Raw genomic sequence first — 14724 nt, forward strand, 5'->3', positions numbered from 1 at the left:
GTGTTTTGTTTATATGAGACCTATCTATGATACATGGAATTTAGGCTATAAATCTATATTCGGTGCGGTAAGGCAGTTCGAGACCTGCCGCTTCACCATAAGGCTTCCCAAGGATATCGTCCCCGACTTCTCTCCCGTGCTGGTGCTGTTCAGAACAGGCTTCAAGGAGCGCTTCATCACCATGAACGAGGTCACCGAGGAGGAGGACTGCATAGCCTATACAGCCGAGTACAACGCCAGATACACTGACGTCCACTACTACTATTTCTCCTATACCACAGGAGGAATACGCCACTATATCAAGAAAGTGAACGTCCACGAGGGCGGTCTGGATCAGGGGGATATGTTCCAGCTGACAGTATATAAGAATACCTACGAGACCCCCGATTTTCTCAAGGGCGGCGTTATGTACCAGATATTCCCCGACCGCTTTTGCAAAAGCGGCAAGCCCAAGGAGAATATCCCCGATGGCAGGATCCTACGCGAGGACTGGGACGGCACTCCGTTCTACAAGCCCGATGAGAACGGCCATGTATGGAACAACGACTACTTCGGCGGCGATTTCGCGGGAATACAGTCAAAGCTCCCCTACCTTAAAAGTCTGGGAGTAACCTGCATATACCTCAATCCCATTTTCGAGTCCCACGAAAACCACAGGTACAATACTGCCGACTATATGAAGGCTGACCCCCTCCTCGGCACCAACGAGGAGTTTGAGGAGCTGTGCAGAGAAGCCGAAAGCATGGGGATCTCCATCATTCTCGATGGCGTTTTCTCCCATACGGGCGCTGACAGCGTATACTTCAACAAGTTCGGACGCTATCCCGAGGTCGGCGCTTTCCAGTCAAAGGACAGCAAGTATTACGACTGGTACTCATTCATAGATTACCCCAATACATACGAGGCGTGGTGGGGCATCGACACCCTCCCCAACGTATGTGAGAACAACGAGGACTACACCGAGTTCATCTGCGGCGATGAGGGAGTCCTCCGCTACTGGCTGGACAGAGGTGCCGCAGGCTGGCGTCTTGACGTTGCCGACGAGCTTCCCGACCAGTTCCTCAATAATCTGAGAAAATGCGTAAAGGGCTATGACAAGGACAAGATAATCATCGGAGAGGTCTGGGAGGACGCCTCCAACAAGGAGAGCTACGGCGTAAAGCGCCGCTACCTCCTTGGCGACCAGCTTGACTCCGTTATGAACTACCCCTTCCGCGAGGCTATAATCAGCTTCATGAAGGGCGGCAAGCCCATCGACTTCATAAATTCCGTCATGACAATAGTGGAGAACTACCCCAAGCCCACCATTGATGTGCTCATGAACTTTGTCTCCACCCACGACATCGAACGCGCTATCAACCGCCTCGGCGGCGAGAACTGCGACGACAAGAGCAAGGACTGGATGGCGGAAAAATGGCTCTCAGAGGAGCAGTATGCCCACGGCAAGGAGCTTCTCAAGGCAGCAATGGCGCTCCAGTTCTTCCTGCCCGGAGTTCCCAGCATATACTACGGCGACGAGGCAGGACTTCAGGGCTACAAGGACCCCTTCAACCGCCGCTGCTATCCGTGGGGACACGAGGACACCGACCTTATCTCCTACGTTTCCGAGCTCAGCCGCGTGAGAAAATCCATACCCAACATGATAGACGGCAGGATATACTTCGTCATCAACGAGAAGGAAGTCCACGACAGCCGCCTTATCGGCTTCACCCGTCAGGGTCAGAAGCTGGACTATATCATCTTCGTCAACAGAAGCGGCGATACCGTTCACCTCGGCAATATGAGCGGCATTCTCTCACGCTTTGAGGACCTCCAGCCATTCTACGGAGAATTCATGGACGATACCATCACCGTGAAGCCCTACGGCTATACTATCATCAAGGCAAGATTCGTAAAATGAGCAGAAGCGGCACAGTCCGCGGTATATTGACATATCCTTACTGCTGTGATATACTGTTAGTAACATAAACATCTGAAAGGGAATACAAACATGAATAATCCTGAAATTCTTTACATGGTAGTACCCTGTTACAATGAGCAGGAGGTACTCCGTGAGACCGCAGCACAGCTCAAAACAAAATATAATGATCTGATGTCGGCAGGTCTTATCTCCAAGGACAGCCGCGTGGTCTTTGTAAACGACGGCTCAAAGGATAACACATGGAGCATAATCAAGGAGCTCCATGCAGCCGACCCCCAGCTTTTCTCGGGCATTGACCTCGCCCACAACAGCGGTCACCAGAACGCTGTTCTCGCAGGTCTTATGACCGTAAAGGAGCTCTGTGATATGTGTATCACCATGGACGCAGACCTCCAGGACGACATCGACACCATCGACGAAATGGTAAAGCAGTACTATGAGGGCAATCAGGTGGTCTACGGCGTAAGAAGCGCCCGTGACACCGATACATTTTTCAAGAAATTCACCGCCGAGAGCTTCTATAAGTTCATGAAGGTAATGGGCGCAGATGTGGTGTATAACCATGCGGACTTCCGCCTCATGAGCAAAAGAGTGCTTCAGGAGCTGGCAAACTTCAAGGAGGTAAACCTGTTCCTCCGCGGAATGGTGCCCCTTATCGGCTTCCAGAGCACAAAGGTATACTACGAGCGCCATGAGAGACTGGCAGGCGAGAGCAAGTATCCTCTCAAGAAGATGCTGGCATTCGCCATCAACGGCATCACCTCCTTCAGCACCAAACCCCTGAAGCTCATCACGACTCTCGGTATCATTATGTCCATCGCCAGCATACTTGCCTTTATCTGGGCATTTATCGCCAAGATAGGCGGCTTTACCGAGCACGGCTGGTCAAGCACCATGTGCTCGATCTGGCTCATCGGCGGCTTACAGCTCTTCTGCCTCGGAATCATAGGCGAGTACGTCGGAAAGATATACGCGGAAGTAAAACAGCGTCCGCGCTACATAATCGCGGAATTTCTCACCGATGCCGAGAAAAAGGACGATAAATGATAAGGAATATTTAATATGGACGATATTATCAACAGCATAACCGGTTTTCTCTCGCAGTACTGGGCTATAATCTTATTTATCATCGTACTGATAATACTCATCAAGATAAAGCACAAGATAAAAAAGGCGATATTCTTTGCTATTCTCATAGGTGCAGCCCTGTTCGCATCGGGCATTACCTTCTTCAATTTCCAATGATATTAATGTGTAGGGGCTGGCGTCCCCGACAGCCCGTTTTATGGGACGTCAAGGATGCCGTCCCCTACATTTTTTATTTGTGTCGGGACTTTCTGGCGGTGAAAGAGCGCCCCTGCGATCACGCATTGACTGGAGCCCGTGAACGGGCGCCCCTGCAATGGCTAAAAAGTCTTGACTTTTTCCCGCGTTTGAGTTACAATATAATGTGACTATTAAATTTTAAAGCGAGGTTGCTCATTATGCTTAAAAACAATGAAAAAGTAATGGATAAGATCGTTGACCTTTGTAAATCCAAGGGCTTTGTATACCCCGGCTCGGAAATTTACGGCGGTCTTGCAAATACATGGGACTACGGTCCTCTCGGCGTTGAGCTGAAAAACAACATCAAGAGAGCTTGGATGAAGAAATTCGTCCAGGAGAACAAGTACAACGTTGGTCTTGACTCCGCTATCCTCATGAACCCCCAGACATGGGTGGCTTCGGGACATATCGGCGGATTTTCAGACCCCCTTATGGACTGTAAGGAGTGTAAGACCCGTCACCGTGCCGACAACCTCATCGAGGACTTCGACGGCACTAACGTAGCAGGCTGGTCAAACGAGCAGATGATGGACTACATCAAGGAAAAAGGCATAGTCTGCCCTAACTGCGGCAAGCAGAACTTCACAGATATCCGCCAGTTCAACCTTATGTTCAAGACATTCCAGGGCGTTACAGAGGACAGCAAGTCTGAGCTCTATCTCCGTCCCGAGACTGCACAGGGTATCTTCGTAAACTTCGCAAATATCCAGAGAACTACCCGTAAAAAGGTGCCCTTCGGCGTTGCTCAGGTAGGTAAGTCATTCCGTAATGAGATCACTCCCGGAAACTTCATCTTCCGTGTAAGAGAGTTCGAGCAGATGGAGCTTGAGTTCTTCTGCAAGCCCGGCACAGACCTTGAGTGGTTCGATTACTGGAGAAGCTACTGCAAGAACTTCCTCCTCTCACTGGGACTCAAGGAGGAGAACCTCCGTCTCCGTGACCACGATCAGGAGGAGCTCTGCTTCTACTCAAAGGCTACTACCGACTTCGAGTACCTCTTCCCCTTCGGCTGGGGCGAGCTCTGGGGCGTTGCCGACAGAACCGACTACGACCTGACACAGCACATCAACACCAGCGGAAAGTCACTTGAATACTTCGATCCCGAGACAAACGAGAAATACATCCCCTACGTTATCGAGCCTTCACTGGGCGTTGAGAGACTCTTCCTCTCCATCGTTACCGAGGCTTATGACGAGGAGGAGCTTGTCTCCACAGACAAGAACGGCAACGAGAAGAAGGAAACAAGAACAGTTATGCACTTCCATCCTGCTCTTGCACCTTACAAGGCAGCTGTTCTGCCCCTCGTAAAGAAGCTCACTCCCAAGGCTGAGGAAGTATACGATATGCTCTCCAAGAAGTTCATGGTAGACTTCGACGAGGCAGGTACCATCGGTAAGAGATACCGCCGTCAGGACGAGATCGGTACACCTTTCTGCATCACATACGACTTCGATACACTTGAGAAGGACAACTGTGTAACAGTCCGTGACCGTGACACAATGCAGCAGGAGAGAGTTGCTATCGATGACCTTGTAGCTTACCTCGAAGCTAAAATGGTATTCTAATCCATTAGCCTTTAGCTGTTAGCTATTAGCTTTTAAGGACGCCCAATGGGCGTCCTTTTTAATTTGTAATCACGATGTCTGCCTATGCGGACGAATAAAAAATTAAGGACTGCTTTTGCAGTCCTTTCAGTTTGGCAATAAACCCTGTTCTCGCTGAAACAGATGCGGACGGCATTCTGCCGCCCCTTAATTATGCATAAAAAAGGCACCCTATGATGCCCTTTTTTTATTTCGTTACCTGTCCCTTGCGGTATCTTCCGAAGAATATACCGTCATCGACATATTTATCAGCCTGTGATACCCACATAGGGAATTTTCCCGTAGCCAGAGCAGTCTGACCGTTGAGCATTCCCGTGTGGAAAGAGATATGCCTGAACTGTCTCAGTACCAGCTCCATGCGCGTGTACTCGCAGTTTTCGGGGCATTCATAGAGCATTTCGTCCGTGAGACTGTCGATGTAATCGAGAGTCTTTTTCTCAACAGCGTCCAGATACTCTAAAAGCTGCTCATCCGAGAGAACTACCGTCGTGGGATTATCGGGATTGTCCATGCCCTCCTCATGGAAAGGCGGCTCATCGTAAACACAGGGATTTATGAACCACTTGTCCGCTGAATGTATAGCGTGATACGCCCATCTCCAGCAGGGAGAGCCGCAGCAGAGAGCGTCTCTGTCGTAAGTTCGCAGTGAAGTCCTTATGTTCATAAAGTTAGGGATCACCATTTCCCTGATTATCTTGCAAAGTTCGTTCATAAATATCCCTCCGTTTATAATAATATTGATATAAAAGCCGCCGCCCTCAGACTAAGGGCTAAGGGCTGACGGCTAAAGGCTTTTTTACAGTGTATCGATGATGTCGAGAGAGTGCTCCTCGTTCATAGTTCTGCACATCTCGATGAACTTGTCAAGAGGCACGTTCTTGAGCTGCTTGTTTCCTCTGATGTTGATGGAGACCTGCTCGTTCTCAGCCTCGCTGTCACCGATGATGACAACATAGGGATCCTTGAAGTCCTTGAACTTTCTGATCTTGTTCTTCATGTTGTCGTCAGTGTAGTCCACCTCAGCTCTGATGCGGTTCTTCTTGAGGAGATCGGCTACCTTCTTGGCGTAGTCGTTATGCTCTGTTCTGATAGGAACGATACCTACCTGCATAGGAGACAGCCAGAAGGGGAATGCTCCTGCGAAGTTCTCGGTGATGATACCGATAAATCTCTCGAATGAACCGAATATAGCTCTGTGTATCATTACAGGCTGCTTCTCGGAGCCGTCGGAAGCGATGTACTTCATCTTGAAGTTGAGAGGAAGCTGGAAGTCGAGCTGGATGGTACCCATCTGCCACTCACGTCCGATAGCGTCCTTCATCTTCAGGTCGATCTTAGGACCGTAGAATGCGCCGTCGCCCTCGTTGAGCTCGTATCCGTCGGGACCGTACTTCTCCTCAAGGATAGCCTTCAGGTCAGCCTCAGCCTTGTCCCATACCTTGATATCGCCCATGAAGTCCTCGGGGCGTGTTGAGAGCTCAGCCTTGTATTCAAGACCGAATGTGTTGTATATTTCTGTAGCGATATCCATGATATCGTTGATCTCGGAAGCGATCTGCTCCTCAGTTACGAGGATATGAGCATCGTCCTGTCTGAACTGCTGTACGCGGAAAAGACCGTTGAGCTCGCCTGACTTCTCCTTACGGTGGATAACGTCCACCTGATTGAACTTCAGAGGAAGCTCCTTATAAGAGCGCTGTTTGTTCATATATACCTTGATAGCGTTGGGGCAGTTCATAGGCTTAGCGCAGTAGACCTCGTTGTCCTCCTCAGCAGGGATAACGAACATACCGTCCTGATAGTGGTCCCAGTGACCCGAAGTCACCCACAGCTCCTTCTTGGAAAGAACAGGACCCGATATCTCTGTATAGCCGTGATCCTCATGAACACCTCTCCAGTACTCGAGAAGTGCGTTGAACAGCTTCCAGCCTCTGGGGAGCCAGTAGGGCATACCGGGAGCAGTGTGGTCGAACATGAACAGAGCCAGCTCCTTGCCCAGCTTCTTGTGGTCGCGGAGCTTAGCCTCCTCGATCATCTTGAGGTACTCGTCAAGCTGTGAAGCCTTGGGGAATGCGATAGCGTAAACACGGCTGAGCATCTTGTTCTTCTCGTTTCCTCTCCAGTAAGCACCTGTGCATGAGAGGAGCTTGAATGCCTTTACGGGACCTGTTGTCATAAGGTGAGGACCTGCACAGAGGTCAACGAACTCGCCCTGCTTGTAGAATGAGATAGGCTCGCCCTTGTCAACGTGCTCCTCGCAGAGCTCTACCTTGTAGGGCTCGTCCATTTCCTTCAGCTTTGCAACAGCCTCAGCAGGAGAAAGCTCGAACTTCTCAAGCTCAAGGTCCTCCTTGACTATCTTCTTCATCTCAGCCTCGATCTTCTCCAGCTCCTCGGGAGTGAAGGGCTTCTCAAGGTCAAAGTCATAGTAGAAGCCGTTGTCGATAGCAGGACCGATAGCCAGCTTTGCAGCAGGGTAGAGTCTCTTTACAGCCTGTGCAAGGATATGTGAAGCTGTGTGCCAGAGGGTCTTTTTGCCGTCGAGGCTGTCAAATGTACATACCTCGAAGTGGCAGTCACCGTCGATGACTGTGCGGAGGTCCTTGACCTCGCCGTTTACCTTTACGCAGCAGGCAGCCTTGTAAAGTCCCATGCCGATACCCTTGATTATCTCAGCAGCCGACTGTGCAGCCTCGATCTGACGGACACTGCCGTCTGGAAGTGTTAAATTGATCATATCGATCTCTCCTTTTTATTGATTCATAATTCATAATGCTTAATGCATAATTGTTGCGTTTTTTATGCGATGACCAGTTATTCCTTGCAGAATAATCCATCGTTTTCACGGTTTGCGGGCTTGTTTTCAATGTATTGCCATGCACCGCAGTATTCAAATTCATTCCGCCCAGCCCGATATCTCAAACAGCTCACCGAACAGCTCCACATGGACATAATTTTCCATATAGCCGTCATCGGTGCCTGTCTCGAAGCAGACCACAGTCTCGTCCTCGTCGATATCCACATAGACGTTTCTCAGCTTCAGCAGCTTTGCGAGAGCCTCGGCGTTTCCGCCCTCATAGAAGCCGTCGTCGATAAGCATTGCTGCTATGGTGCTTCTGCCGCCGTCCAGCCTTGCCAGCTTTTTGGCTATATCCGAGAGGTTGGCGATGATAGTCTCCTCGCTGTCGGTATAGAAGCGGACTGTCATCATCTCGTCCCATAGCTTATAGGGCAGCTCGTAGGCTTCCTCCCTCTGGTTGTAGCTGATATTGCTCATCTTGTCACCTCCCCGAAGACAGAATAACAAAAAAGCCCCTTACGCCTGTAATTAGGCACAAGGGACGATAGTCTACCGTGGTTCCACCCTGATTCACACGGAGCTTTCTCCGTATCTCAAGTGCTCTGTAACGGGAGCTCCCGACGCTTATTGGGCGCACTCAGAGGCGGTGTGCTGTATATCCTTTGCCGTGCAGCCTTGCACCGAACGGCTGCTCTCTGTAACGGCTGGGGAAAAGCCTTCCTCATCGACGTTTTACGGGATATTGTACACTTATCTTAGCACAGATTTTACTATTTGTCAAGAGGGAAAAGTGTGAAATCCAAGTTTTTCCGCAATGGATTAAACATTCTGTTGAAACTCACGTTAAAAACCACAAAATAACGGGTTGAAATAGTTTGAAATCTGTGGTATAATATTAATGTATAATCAAATCACGGTCAGAAAAAGAGACGAAAATAATAAAACGTCTTAATGACTGAGAATAAGGGAGATATGCATGAACATCGAGATCGCAAGAATAAATCAGGGGATAGAGAAAGACCCTAAGGAATACGTCAGGACCATCAATGAGGACTACCTCTACAAGCTCAGCAAGATAGCTGACGATATAGCCGAAAACCGCAATGAAAAGCCTGTTGTGCTGCTGTCGGGACCCTCGGGCTCGGGCAAGACCACAACGGCTATGATGATAGAAAAGCTCCTCGATGAAAGGGGACTCCAGACCCACACCCTCTCCATGGACAACTGGTTCTGTCCGCTGACAGAGGCTGAGAAGGCTCTTGCCGCTGAGGGCAAGATGGACCTTGAATCCCCTCTCCGCGTGGACAGCCAGCTCCTCAACCAGCAGATAGAAGCCATAAGCGCCTGCCGCGAGATAGAGCTCCCCAAGTACAACTTCAAGACCTCTACACGCACAGGCTCGGGCAAGAAATTCAAGCGCAACAAGGGCGAGATAGTTATATTTGAAGGCATACACGCCCTCAATCCCTCGGTAATAACCGTTCCCGACACCATGATAAGCAAGATATACGTCAGCGTCCGCACGAGGATATCGGGCGACGGGATACTCCTTCACCCGTCAAGAGTACGTCTTATGCGCCGCATGATAAGAGACAAGAACTTCCGCAAGCGCTCTCTCCGCGAGACCATGAATATGTTCCACAGCGTGGAGGCAGGAGAGAACAAATACATAATGCCCTACAAGTACCGCTCGGACTACGATGTGGACACCTTTATGGCGTATGAGCTCTCCGCTTACAGAAACGACCTGCTCACTCAGCTTGAGGAGATGCTTGATGTCCCCGAGATAGCCGAGTCCGTAAAGGTACTGGAGCAGCTTGTTCCCCTGAGCAAAAAGGACATTTCCCCCGACTCGCTCATATGCGAATTCATAGGCAACGGACAGTTCAAATACTGATAACAAGGGAGACTATATATGGAATATCTTGAAAACAGAGAGCTGTCATGGCTCAAATTCAACAAAAGAGTACTGGAGGAGGCAACAGACCCCGATACTCCGCTGCTTGAGCGGCTCTCATTCTCTGCTATATACCAGAGTAATCTGGACGAATTCTTCATGGTCCGCGTGGGCTCTGTCACAGACAAAGCCAAGAGCGAGGGCAAGAAAAAGGATAAATTCTCGGGCATGAACGCTGCCCAGCAGCTCGATGCCATATTCACCGCTGTACGCAGGCTCCAGCCCTCAGTGGAGGAGGCTCTCCGCAGCACTATGAAAGAGCTGGCTCCCTACGGCTTTGAGCACGTTACCTTCGACAAGGCGACCAAGGAGGAGCAGACCTTCCTTGAGCTCTATTTCAAGCGTGAACTGAAGCCCTTTATATCGGGAATAGTGGTCAACGACGCGCTGCCCTTCCCCTTTCTCAAAAACAAGTATATCTACGCAGTTGTGCAGCTTGGCGCCAAAAAGGGCGTATCCATAGGCGTTATCCCCGCCTCCACCAGCCGCTCCGAGAGGATAATCCACCTTGGCAGGGACGGCAAGAGGTTCATACTGGAGGAGGAGGTAATCCTCCGCTTCGCACACCTGCTGTTCAAGAACTACAAGGTCATGGACCGCGCTCTCATCAGAGTCACCAGAAGCGCCGATATCATGGTATCAGGCAGAGGTCCCGAGTTCCGCCAGCGCATGGAGGAGCTTGTTGACAAGCGACAGAAGCTGGCACCCGTACGCCTTGAGATATCCGACGTCTTCAACCGCACTGCTCTGGACTACCTCTGCAAGAAGCTGAAGCTGAAAAACGTCAATGTTTTCACCTCCCGTATCCCTCTTGACCTTTCCTACCTCTATACTTTGCAGGAATACGACGAGGACCCCAAGCTCCATTACGCCCCCAGAACGCCCAGAAAGCCCGCGGCTCTGTCGGACACAAGACCCGTTTTCTCACAGGTAAAGTCAAAGGATATGCTGCTCAGCTTCCCCTTTGAGTCCATGAATCTGTCCTTTATAAGGCTCCTTCAGGAGTCCGCCAACGACCCCAAGGTCACTTCCATAAAGATAACCCTCTACCGCCTCGCAAGGAACAGCAAGGTCATCGACGCTCTCTGCACTGCCGCCGAGCAGGGCAAGGAGGTACTGGTCATGATAGAGCTCCGCGCAAGGTTCGATGAGGAGAACAATATCGAATGGTCAAAGCAGCTTCAGGAGGCCGGAGTCAAGGTCATCTACGGTCCCAAGGACTTCAAGGCTCACTCAAAGCTTCTGCTCATCACCCGTAAGGCTCAGGGCGGCGGCTTCGACTATGTGACACAGATAGGCACGGGCAACTATAACGAAAAGACCGCTGCGCTCTACACTGACCTCATGCTCCTCACCGCCGACAGGGACATCGCTGCCGACGCCGAGGCTGTATTCTCGGGACTGCTCAACGGTACCTTCGTTGAGAACACCAACAAGCTCCTTGTGTCTCCTCTTGCTCTCAGACCTCAGGTTCTGGAGCTCATGGACGGACAGATAGAGCTGGCTAAAAACGGCGGAAAGGGCTATATCGCCGCAAAGGTGAACTCCCTCAACGACCCTGTCATCATCGACAAGCTGGTCGAGGCTTCGCAGGCAGGGGTAAAGATAGAGCTCATAGTCCGCGGACTCTGCTGCCTTATCGCAGGAGTGCAGGGCTATACCGAGAATATCACCGTCCGCAGCATCGTGGGACGCTTCCTCGAGCACAGCCGTATATTCATCTTCGGCGAGGACAGTCCCGACCAGAAGATATACATAGGCTCAGCCGACTATATGAGCAGGAACACTGTCCGCAGAGTAGAGGTGGCTGCACCCATTGAGGACGAGCGCCTCAGAAGACGTATCCGCGAGATGTTCCGCGTGCTCATGCACGATAACGTCAAGGCAAGGATAATGCTCAGCGACGGCAGGTATATCCGCGAGCGCAGGAACGCTGATACTCCCCTCAATTCGCAGGAGTACTTCTATGACGAGGCTTACAGACGCCTTGAGGACAAGACCGCAAGACAGGAGCAGCTCCGCGTGAACCGCGAAAAGGGCGCTGCAAAGAAAAAGGCAGCTGCGAAAAAAACCAAGACTGCTGCAAAAAAGACAGCCGCAAAAGCTGCCGCCGATACTTCCCCCAAGCCCGCTGCAAAGCGCGGAAGGAAGAAAAAGTCCTCATAAGTCATTTATATGCGAAAAAGCAATAAAACACTTGAAACTTTGCCGATAATATGATATAATATCTGTTATACTCTATATAAAAAACGGGTATGCGCGGCAAAAAGTTTTATTTGAGGTTTGGATAATGATTGGATATTATAACTATACGGTTATTCTTACATATATGAGTCTCATCTCGTCTGTCATAGGTATGTTCTTCGCGGCAGGCTTCGGCGGGATGGAACGTCACCCCGAATATGCCATAATATGCCTTATGGTGTCGGGACTTTGCGATATGTTCGACGGTAAGGTCGCCCGTACAAAGAAAGACCGCACCGAATGCGAAAAGAAATTCGGTATTCAGATAGATTCGCTTTGCGACGCCATCTGCTTCGGCGTCCTGCCCGTGGTCATCGGCTATTCCGTAGGCATGAGAGACTGGGCAGACCTTCCCATACTGGTGATATTCCCTCTCTGCGCCGTCATAAGGCTCGCATACTTCAATGTGGCTGAGGAGGAAAGACAGAAAAAGACTGCGGAAAACCGCAAGGTCTATGAGGGTCTCCCCGTTACCAGCGTGGCACTGATACTCCCCCTGCTTTACAGCTTCCACAAGGATATCGGTGAGTGGTTCCCCGAGGTGTACGGCGGCGCTCTCCTGCTCATAGCTATCGCCTTCATCACCAGATTCAAGGTCAAGAAGCCCAGTATGAAGACCATGCTCTGCTTTATCGGAGTAGGTGTGGGCGAGCTTGTCTGGATGCTCTACAAGACCAAAACAAGATGAACGGAGGGCTGCTGCGGTCTGCGGCAGCCCTTTCGGATTAACATACTTTTTACCGTGATGCCTTATTCGGTATCCCATAAGGAGCGTTAATATGAAAAGTTTTTCCTGCTTTGCATTTCTCGCAGCTGCCATGATGTGTTCTTCAGTATCATGCGGCAGCCGCCCCGTCTCCACAGATAGTGTCACTGCCGAGGCAGATGTTCACAACACTATGACAAATGATGAGATAATCTCAGCAGTCACAGGCAACTGGGAAACAGTTTCCGAGCTCGTTGACGGCAAAGACATCATGACAGACATAAAGAGCTATACCTTCCACGATAACGGCAACGGAGGCTACTTCGACCCCGAGGGTGTCCCCCACCAGATAGGCTGGAGCATCGGCGAAGGCGGCACCATACAGATATTCTATGTTGAGACAGAACAGCTCTCGGGAAGATATACCCTTACGGGCGATGAAATGGTCATCACGGAACAGGACGGCGACAAGGTCTGTGAGACCCACCTAAAAAAAGTCGCCGAATTCTCGAACAAAAACATTAAGGAGAGTTGATAATGAAAAGGTTGATTCTGATAGCATCTGCTGCCCTTATGCTCATGTGCTGCGCCATAGGCTGCGGTGCAAAGCGTGACAAGAAGTATGTGGGCAAATGGGAAGCCTCGGAGATGATGGTGGACGGTACCAAATACACCGATATGCTGGGAGTTCCGCTGTCTGCCCTGTTCAGCTTTGAGATGACAGGCGACGGCAAGGTCATCTGGAAGTCGGCTGTGGATAACAAGGTCATCCAGAATGCAAACGAAAATGTGGACATAACATGGAAACAGACCGATGACGATATCATTCAGATAAGAGTCACCGACCTGACAGGCAAAGACCCCGACAACACAATGGACATGAGATACCGTGACGGAATGCTGGTAATAGAAGAAGAAGGCTCATACATCAATATGAAAAAAGTAGATGAATTTACCGAAATAAATCCCGATGATATCAATGCTGCGGCAGGTGTCATCCAGAACTTCGGTATCACGGAATAACAGGAGTTTATCATGAAAAAACTATTTTGCTATTGTATGACAGCTGCCCTGATAGCAGGATGCAGCTTCGGCTGCAGCGGCAAGGGCTCGGGCAAAAACAGCAGCTCCTCCGCAGTTTCGGAGCCTGTTTCGGAAAGTACCGTCGTAAATAACGCGGCAAGACCTTTCCTCGGAAAATGGGAAGCCTATAAGGCTTTCGTTCTTGATGAGGAGTACGAGGACGAGTATGCAGGATATCCCCTCAGTGCCCTTATGAAGCTGGAGATCTTCGAGGATCACACAGCAGCTATCACCACAGCCACCAACCCAAGACGCAAGGACTACACCAACGACTATTACAAATGGAACATCACCACCGAGGACGGCAATGATACTCTCCATATCAACAGTCCCGAGGACAACTACGACTGCCGCATAGAGCAGGGACAGCTTATAGTCACCTATACCGACGCAAATGACGGTTCTGTGATCTACCTGCTGCCTGTGGATAAGTTCAGCGAAAACCAGTCCACTACGGAGGCAGGTCTCGATAAGGTAGACTTCAGCGGATATTACGGCAAATGGGAGTCAGAGGAAGCCACCGCCGAAGGCGAGACATACACCGAGACCATGGGAGATTATCCGATCAACGTTGCATTCAGACTGGAGCTCAGAGGTGACAGCAGCGCGACTCTGTCCGTGTTCGGCGAGTCCATGGATTACGAGTGGGAGCCCGATAAAAAGGATGAGCTCTATATGTGGGACGACTATGAGGGCTTCTCCATAAAAACAGACGGCGACAGGCTCGTACTGGACAATGAATACGGTCTGGTGATAAAGCTCCGCAAGGTAGAGGAGTTTGAGGATTATGACTTCTCAGCCGCCGCGGACTCAGCTCCCGACGATGACGCTATCCTCTATCCCGAGGAGCCTGAGGAAACTACCTGACGTCTTTTTCCCGATTTTTATGCAAATACACAGGCTTTGCCCCGAGACGGTCTTTGGATCGCTTCGGGGCTATTTTTGTTCCGGACATATTTTTCACTGTCCGCCATCACCGGTATTTGACTTTATCCCCTATAAATGGTATAATTATATTAAGTATGGACTTTTTGAAGTATTAAAGGGCATCTCTAAAAATCCATTTCAGTAAGAAAAATCAGA

General features: G+C 50.2%; 13 protein-coding genes. 10 read left to right on the plus strand and 3 right to left on the minus strand.

The annotated features are described in order from the left end of the window. Positions 1-13 precede the first annotated feature (13 nt). The 4 genes from DSZ37_RS13310 to DSZ37_RS13325 all read left to right on the plus strand — a co-directional run bounded on the left by DSZ37_RS13310 (position 14) and on the right by DSZ37_RS13325 (position 4812). Positions 14-1900 (plus strand): glycoside hydrolase family 13 protein, encoded by a 1887-nt coding sequence (locus DSZ37_RS13310; protein ID WP_109727382.1) that lies wholly within the window; start codon positions 14-16, stop codon positions 1898-1900. Positions 1901-1990: 90 nt separating this feature from the next. Further along, entirely contained in the window at positions 1991-2968 is a 978-nt protein-coding gene (locus DSZ37_RS13315) for a glycosyltransferase family 2 protein (RefSeq protein WP_109727383.1), read from the plus strand. Between the two features lie 15 nt (positions 2969-2983). Continuing rightward, entirely contained in the window at positions 2984-3166 is a 183-nt protein-coding gene (locus DSZ37_RS13320) for a hypothetical protein (RefSeq protein WP_109727385.1), read from the plus strand. 239 nt (positions 3167-3405) lie between these two features. After that, positions 3406-4812, plus strand: a complete 1407-nt coding sequence (locus DSZ37_RS13325) for a glycine--tRNA ligase (RefSeq protein WP_109727386.1) — start codon at positions 3406-3408, stop codon at positions 4810-4812. A gap of 226 nt (positions 4813-5038) precedes the next feature. On the opposite strand, the gene DSZ37_RS13330 is transcribed toward DSZ37_RS13325, so the two are convergent. The 3 genes from DSZ37_RS13330 to DSZ37_RS13340 all read right to left on the minus strand — a co-directional run bounded on the left by DSZ37_RS13330 (position 5039) and on the right by DSZ37_RS13340 (position 8128). Further along, positions 5039-5563 carry a hypothetical protein gene (locus tag DSZ37_RS13330; RefSeq protein ID WP_109727387.1) on the minus strand — a complete coding sequence of 175 codons (525 nt, stop codon included), beginning with the start codon at positions 5561-5563 and terminating at the stop codon, positions 5039-5041. 84 nt (positions 5564-5647) lie between these two features. Then, positions 5648-7588: a threonine--tRNA ligase gene (gene thrS, locus DSZ37_RS13335; RefSeq protein WP_109727388.1), complete on the minus strand. Its 1941-nt coding sequence runs from the start codon at positions 7586-7588 to the stop codon at positions 5648-5650. A 159-nt stretch (positions 7589-7747) separates the two neighbouring features. Beyond that, positions 7748-8128, minus strand: a complete 381-nt coding sequence (locus DSZ37_RS13340) for a hypothetical protein (RefSeq protein WP_109727389.1) — start codon at positions 8126-8128, stop codon at positions 7748-7750. Positions 8129-8627: 499 nt separating this feature from the next. Here DSZ37_RS13340 and DSZ37_RS13345 point away from each other — a divergent pair, with 499 nt between their 5' ends. The 6 genes from DSZ37_RS13345 (at position 8628) to DSZ37_RS13370 (ending at position 14508) form a co-directional block, all read left to right on the plus strand. After that, positions 8628-9548, plus strand: coding sequence for a uridine kinase family protein (locus tag DSZ37_RS13345; RefSeq protein WP_109727390.1), 921 nt, complete (start codon positions 8628-8630; stop codon positions 9546-9548). Positions 9549-9566: 18 nt separating this feature from the next. Further along, positions 9567-11774 carry a polyphosphate kinase 1 gene (gene ppk1 / locus DSZ37_RS13350; RefSeq protein WP_109727391.1) on the plus strand — a complete coding sequence of 736 codons (2208 nt, stop codon included), beginning with the start codon at positions 9567-9569 and terminating at the stop codon, positions 11772-11774. A gap of 124 nt (positions 11775-11898) precedes the next feature. Then, on the plus strand, positions 11899-12540 hold the full coding sequence (locus DSZ37_RS13355) for a CDP-alcohol phosphatidyltransferase family protein (protein ID WP_109727392.1): 642 nt from the start codon (positions 11899-11901) through the stop codon (positions 12538-12540). A 91-nt stretch (positions 12541-12631) separates the two neighbouring features. Next, positions 12632-13093, plus strand: coding sequence for a hypothetical protein (locus tag DSZ37_RS13360; RefSeq protein ID WP_109727393.1), 462 nt, complete (start codon positions 12632-12634; stop codon positions 13091-13093). A gap of 2 nt (positions 13094-13095) precedes the next feature. Further along, the gene (locus DSZ37_RS13365; protein WP_109727394.1) at positions 13096-13581 is read left to right on the plus strand and encodes a hypothetical protein; all 486 of its coding nucleotides are present in this window, start codon (positions 13096-13098) and stop codon (positions 13579-13581) included. Positions 13582-13593: 12 nt separating this feature from the next. Continuing rightward, positions 13594-14508: a hypothetical protein gene (locus DSZ37_RS13370; protein WP_146198192.1), complete on the plus strand. Its 915-nt coding sequence runs from the start codon at positions 13594-13596 to the stop codon at positions 14506-14508. The last annotated feature ends 216 nt before the right edge of the window (positions 14509-14724 follow it).

The organism is Ruminococcus flavefaciens, assembly GCF_900116855.1.
Classification (GTDB): domain Bacteria; phylum Bacillota; class Clostridia; order Oscillospirales; family Ruminococcaceae; genus Ruminococcus; species Ruminococcus flavefaciens_R.

Bases quoted from the DNA above. Each gene is read 5' to 3' on its own strand.
- DSZ37_RS13310 (WP_109727382.1), top strand. From the start codon at position 14: ATGAGACCTATCTATGATACATGGAATTTAGGCTATAAATCTATATTC.
- DSZ37_RS13315 (WP_109727383.1), top strand. From the start codon at position 1,991: ATGAATAATCCTGAAATTCTTTACATGGTAGTACCCTGTTACAATGAG.
- DSZ37_RS13320 (WP_109727385.1), top strand. From the start codon at position 2,984: ATGGACGATATTATCAACAGCATAACCGGTTTTCTCTCGCAGTACTGG.
- DSZ37_RS13325 (WP_109727386.1), top strand. From the start codon at position 3,406: ATGCTTAAAAACAATGAAAAAGTAATGGATAAGATCGTTGACCTTTGT.
- DSZ37_RS13330 (WP_109727387.1), bottom strand. From the start codon at position 5,563: ATGAACGAACTTTGCAAGATAATCAGGGAAATGGTGATCCCTAACTTT.
- thrS (WP_109727388.1), bottom strand. From the start codon at position 7,588: ATGATCAATTTAACACTTCCAGACGGCAGTGTCCGTCAGATCGAGGCT.
- DSZ37_RS13340 (WP_109727389.1), bottom strand. From the start codon at position 8,128: ATGAGCAATATCAGCTACAACCAGAGGGAGGAAGCCTACGAGCTGCCC.
- DSZ37_RS13345 (WP_109727390.1), top strand. From the start codon at position 8,628: ATGAACATCGAGATCGCAAGAATAAATCAGGGGATAGAGAAAGACCCT.
- ppk1 (WP_109727391.1), top strand. From the start codon at position 9,567: ATGGAATATCTTGAAAACAGAGAGCTGTCATGGCTCAAATTCAACAAA.
- DSZ37_RS13355 (WP_109727392.1), top strand. From the start codon at position 11,899: ATGATTGGATATTATAACTATACGGTTATTCTTACATATATGAGTCTC.
- DSZ37_RS13360 (WP_109727393.1), top strand. From the start codon at position 12,632: ATGAAAAGTTTTTCCTGCTTTGCATTTCTCGCAGCTGCCATGATGTGT.
- DSZ37_RS13365 (WP_109727394.1), top strand. From the start codon at position 13,096: ATGAAAAGGTTGATTCTGATAGCATCTGCTGCCCTTATGCTCATGTGC.
- DSZ37_RS13370 (WP_146198192.1), top strand. From the start codon at position 13,594: ATGAAAAAACTATTTTGCTATTGTATGACAGCTGCCCTGATAGCAGGA.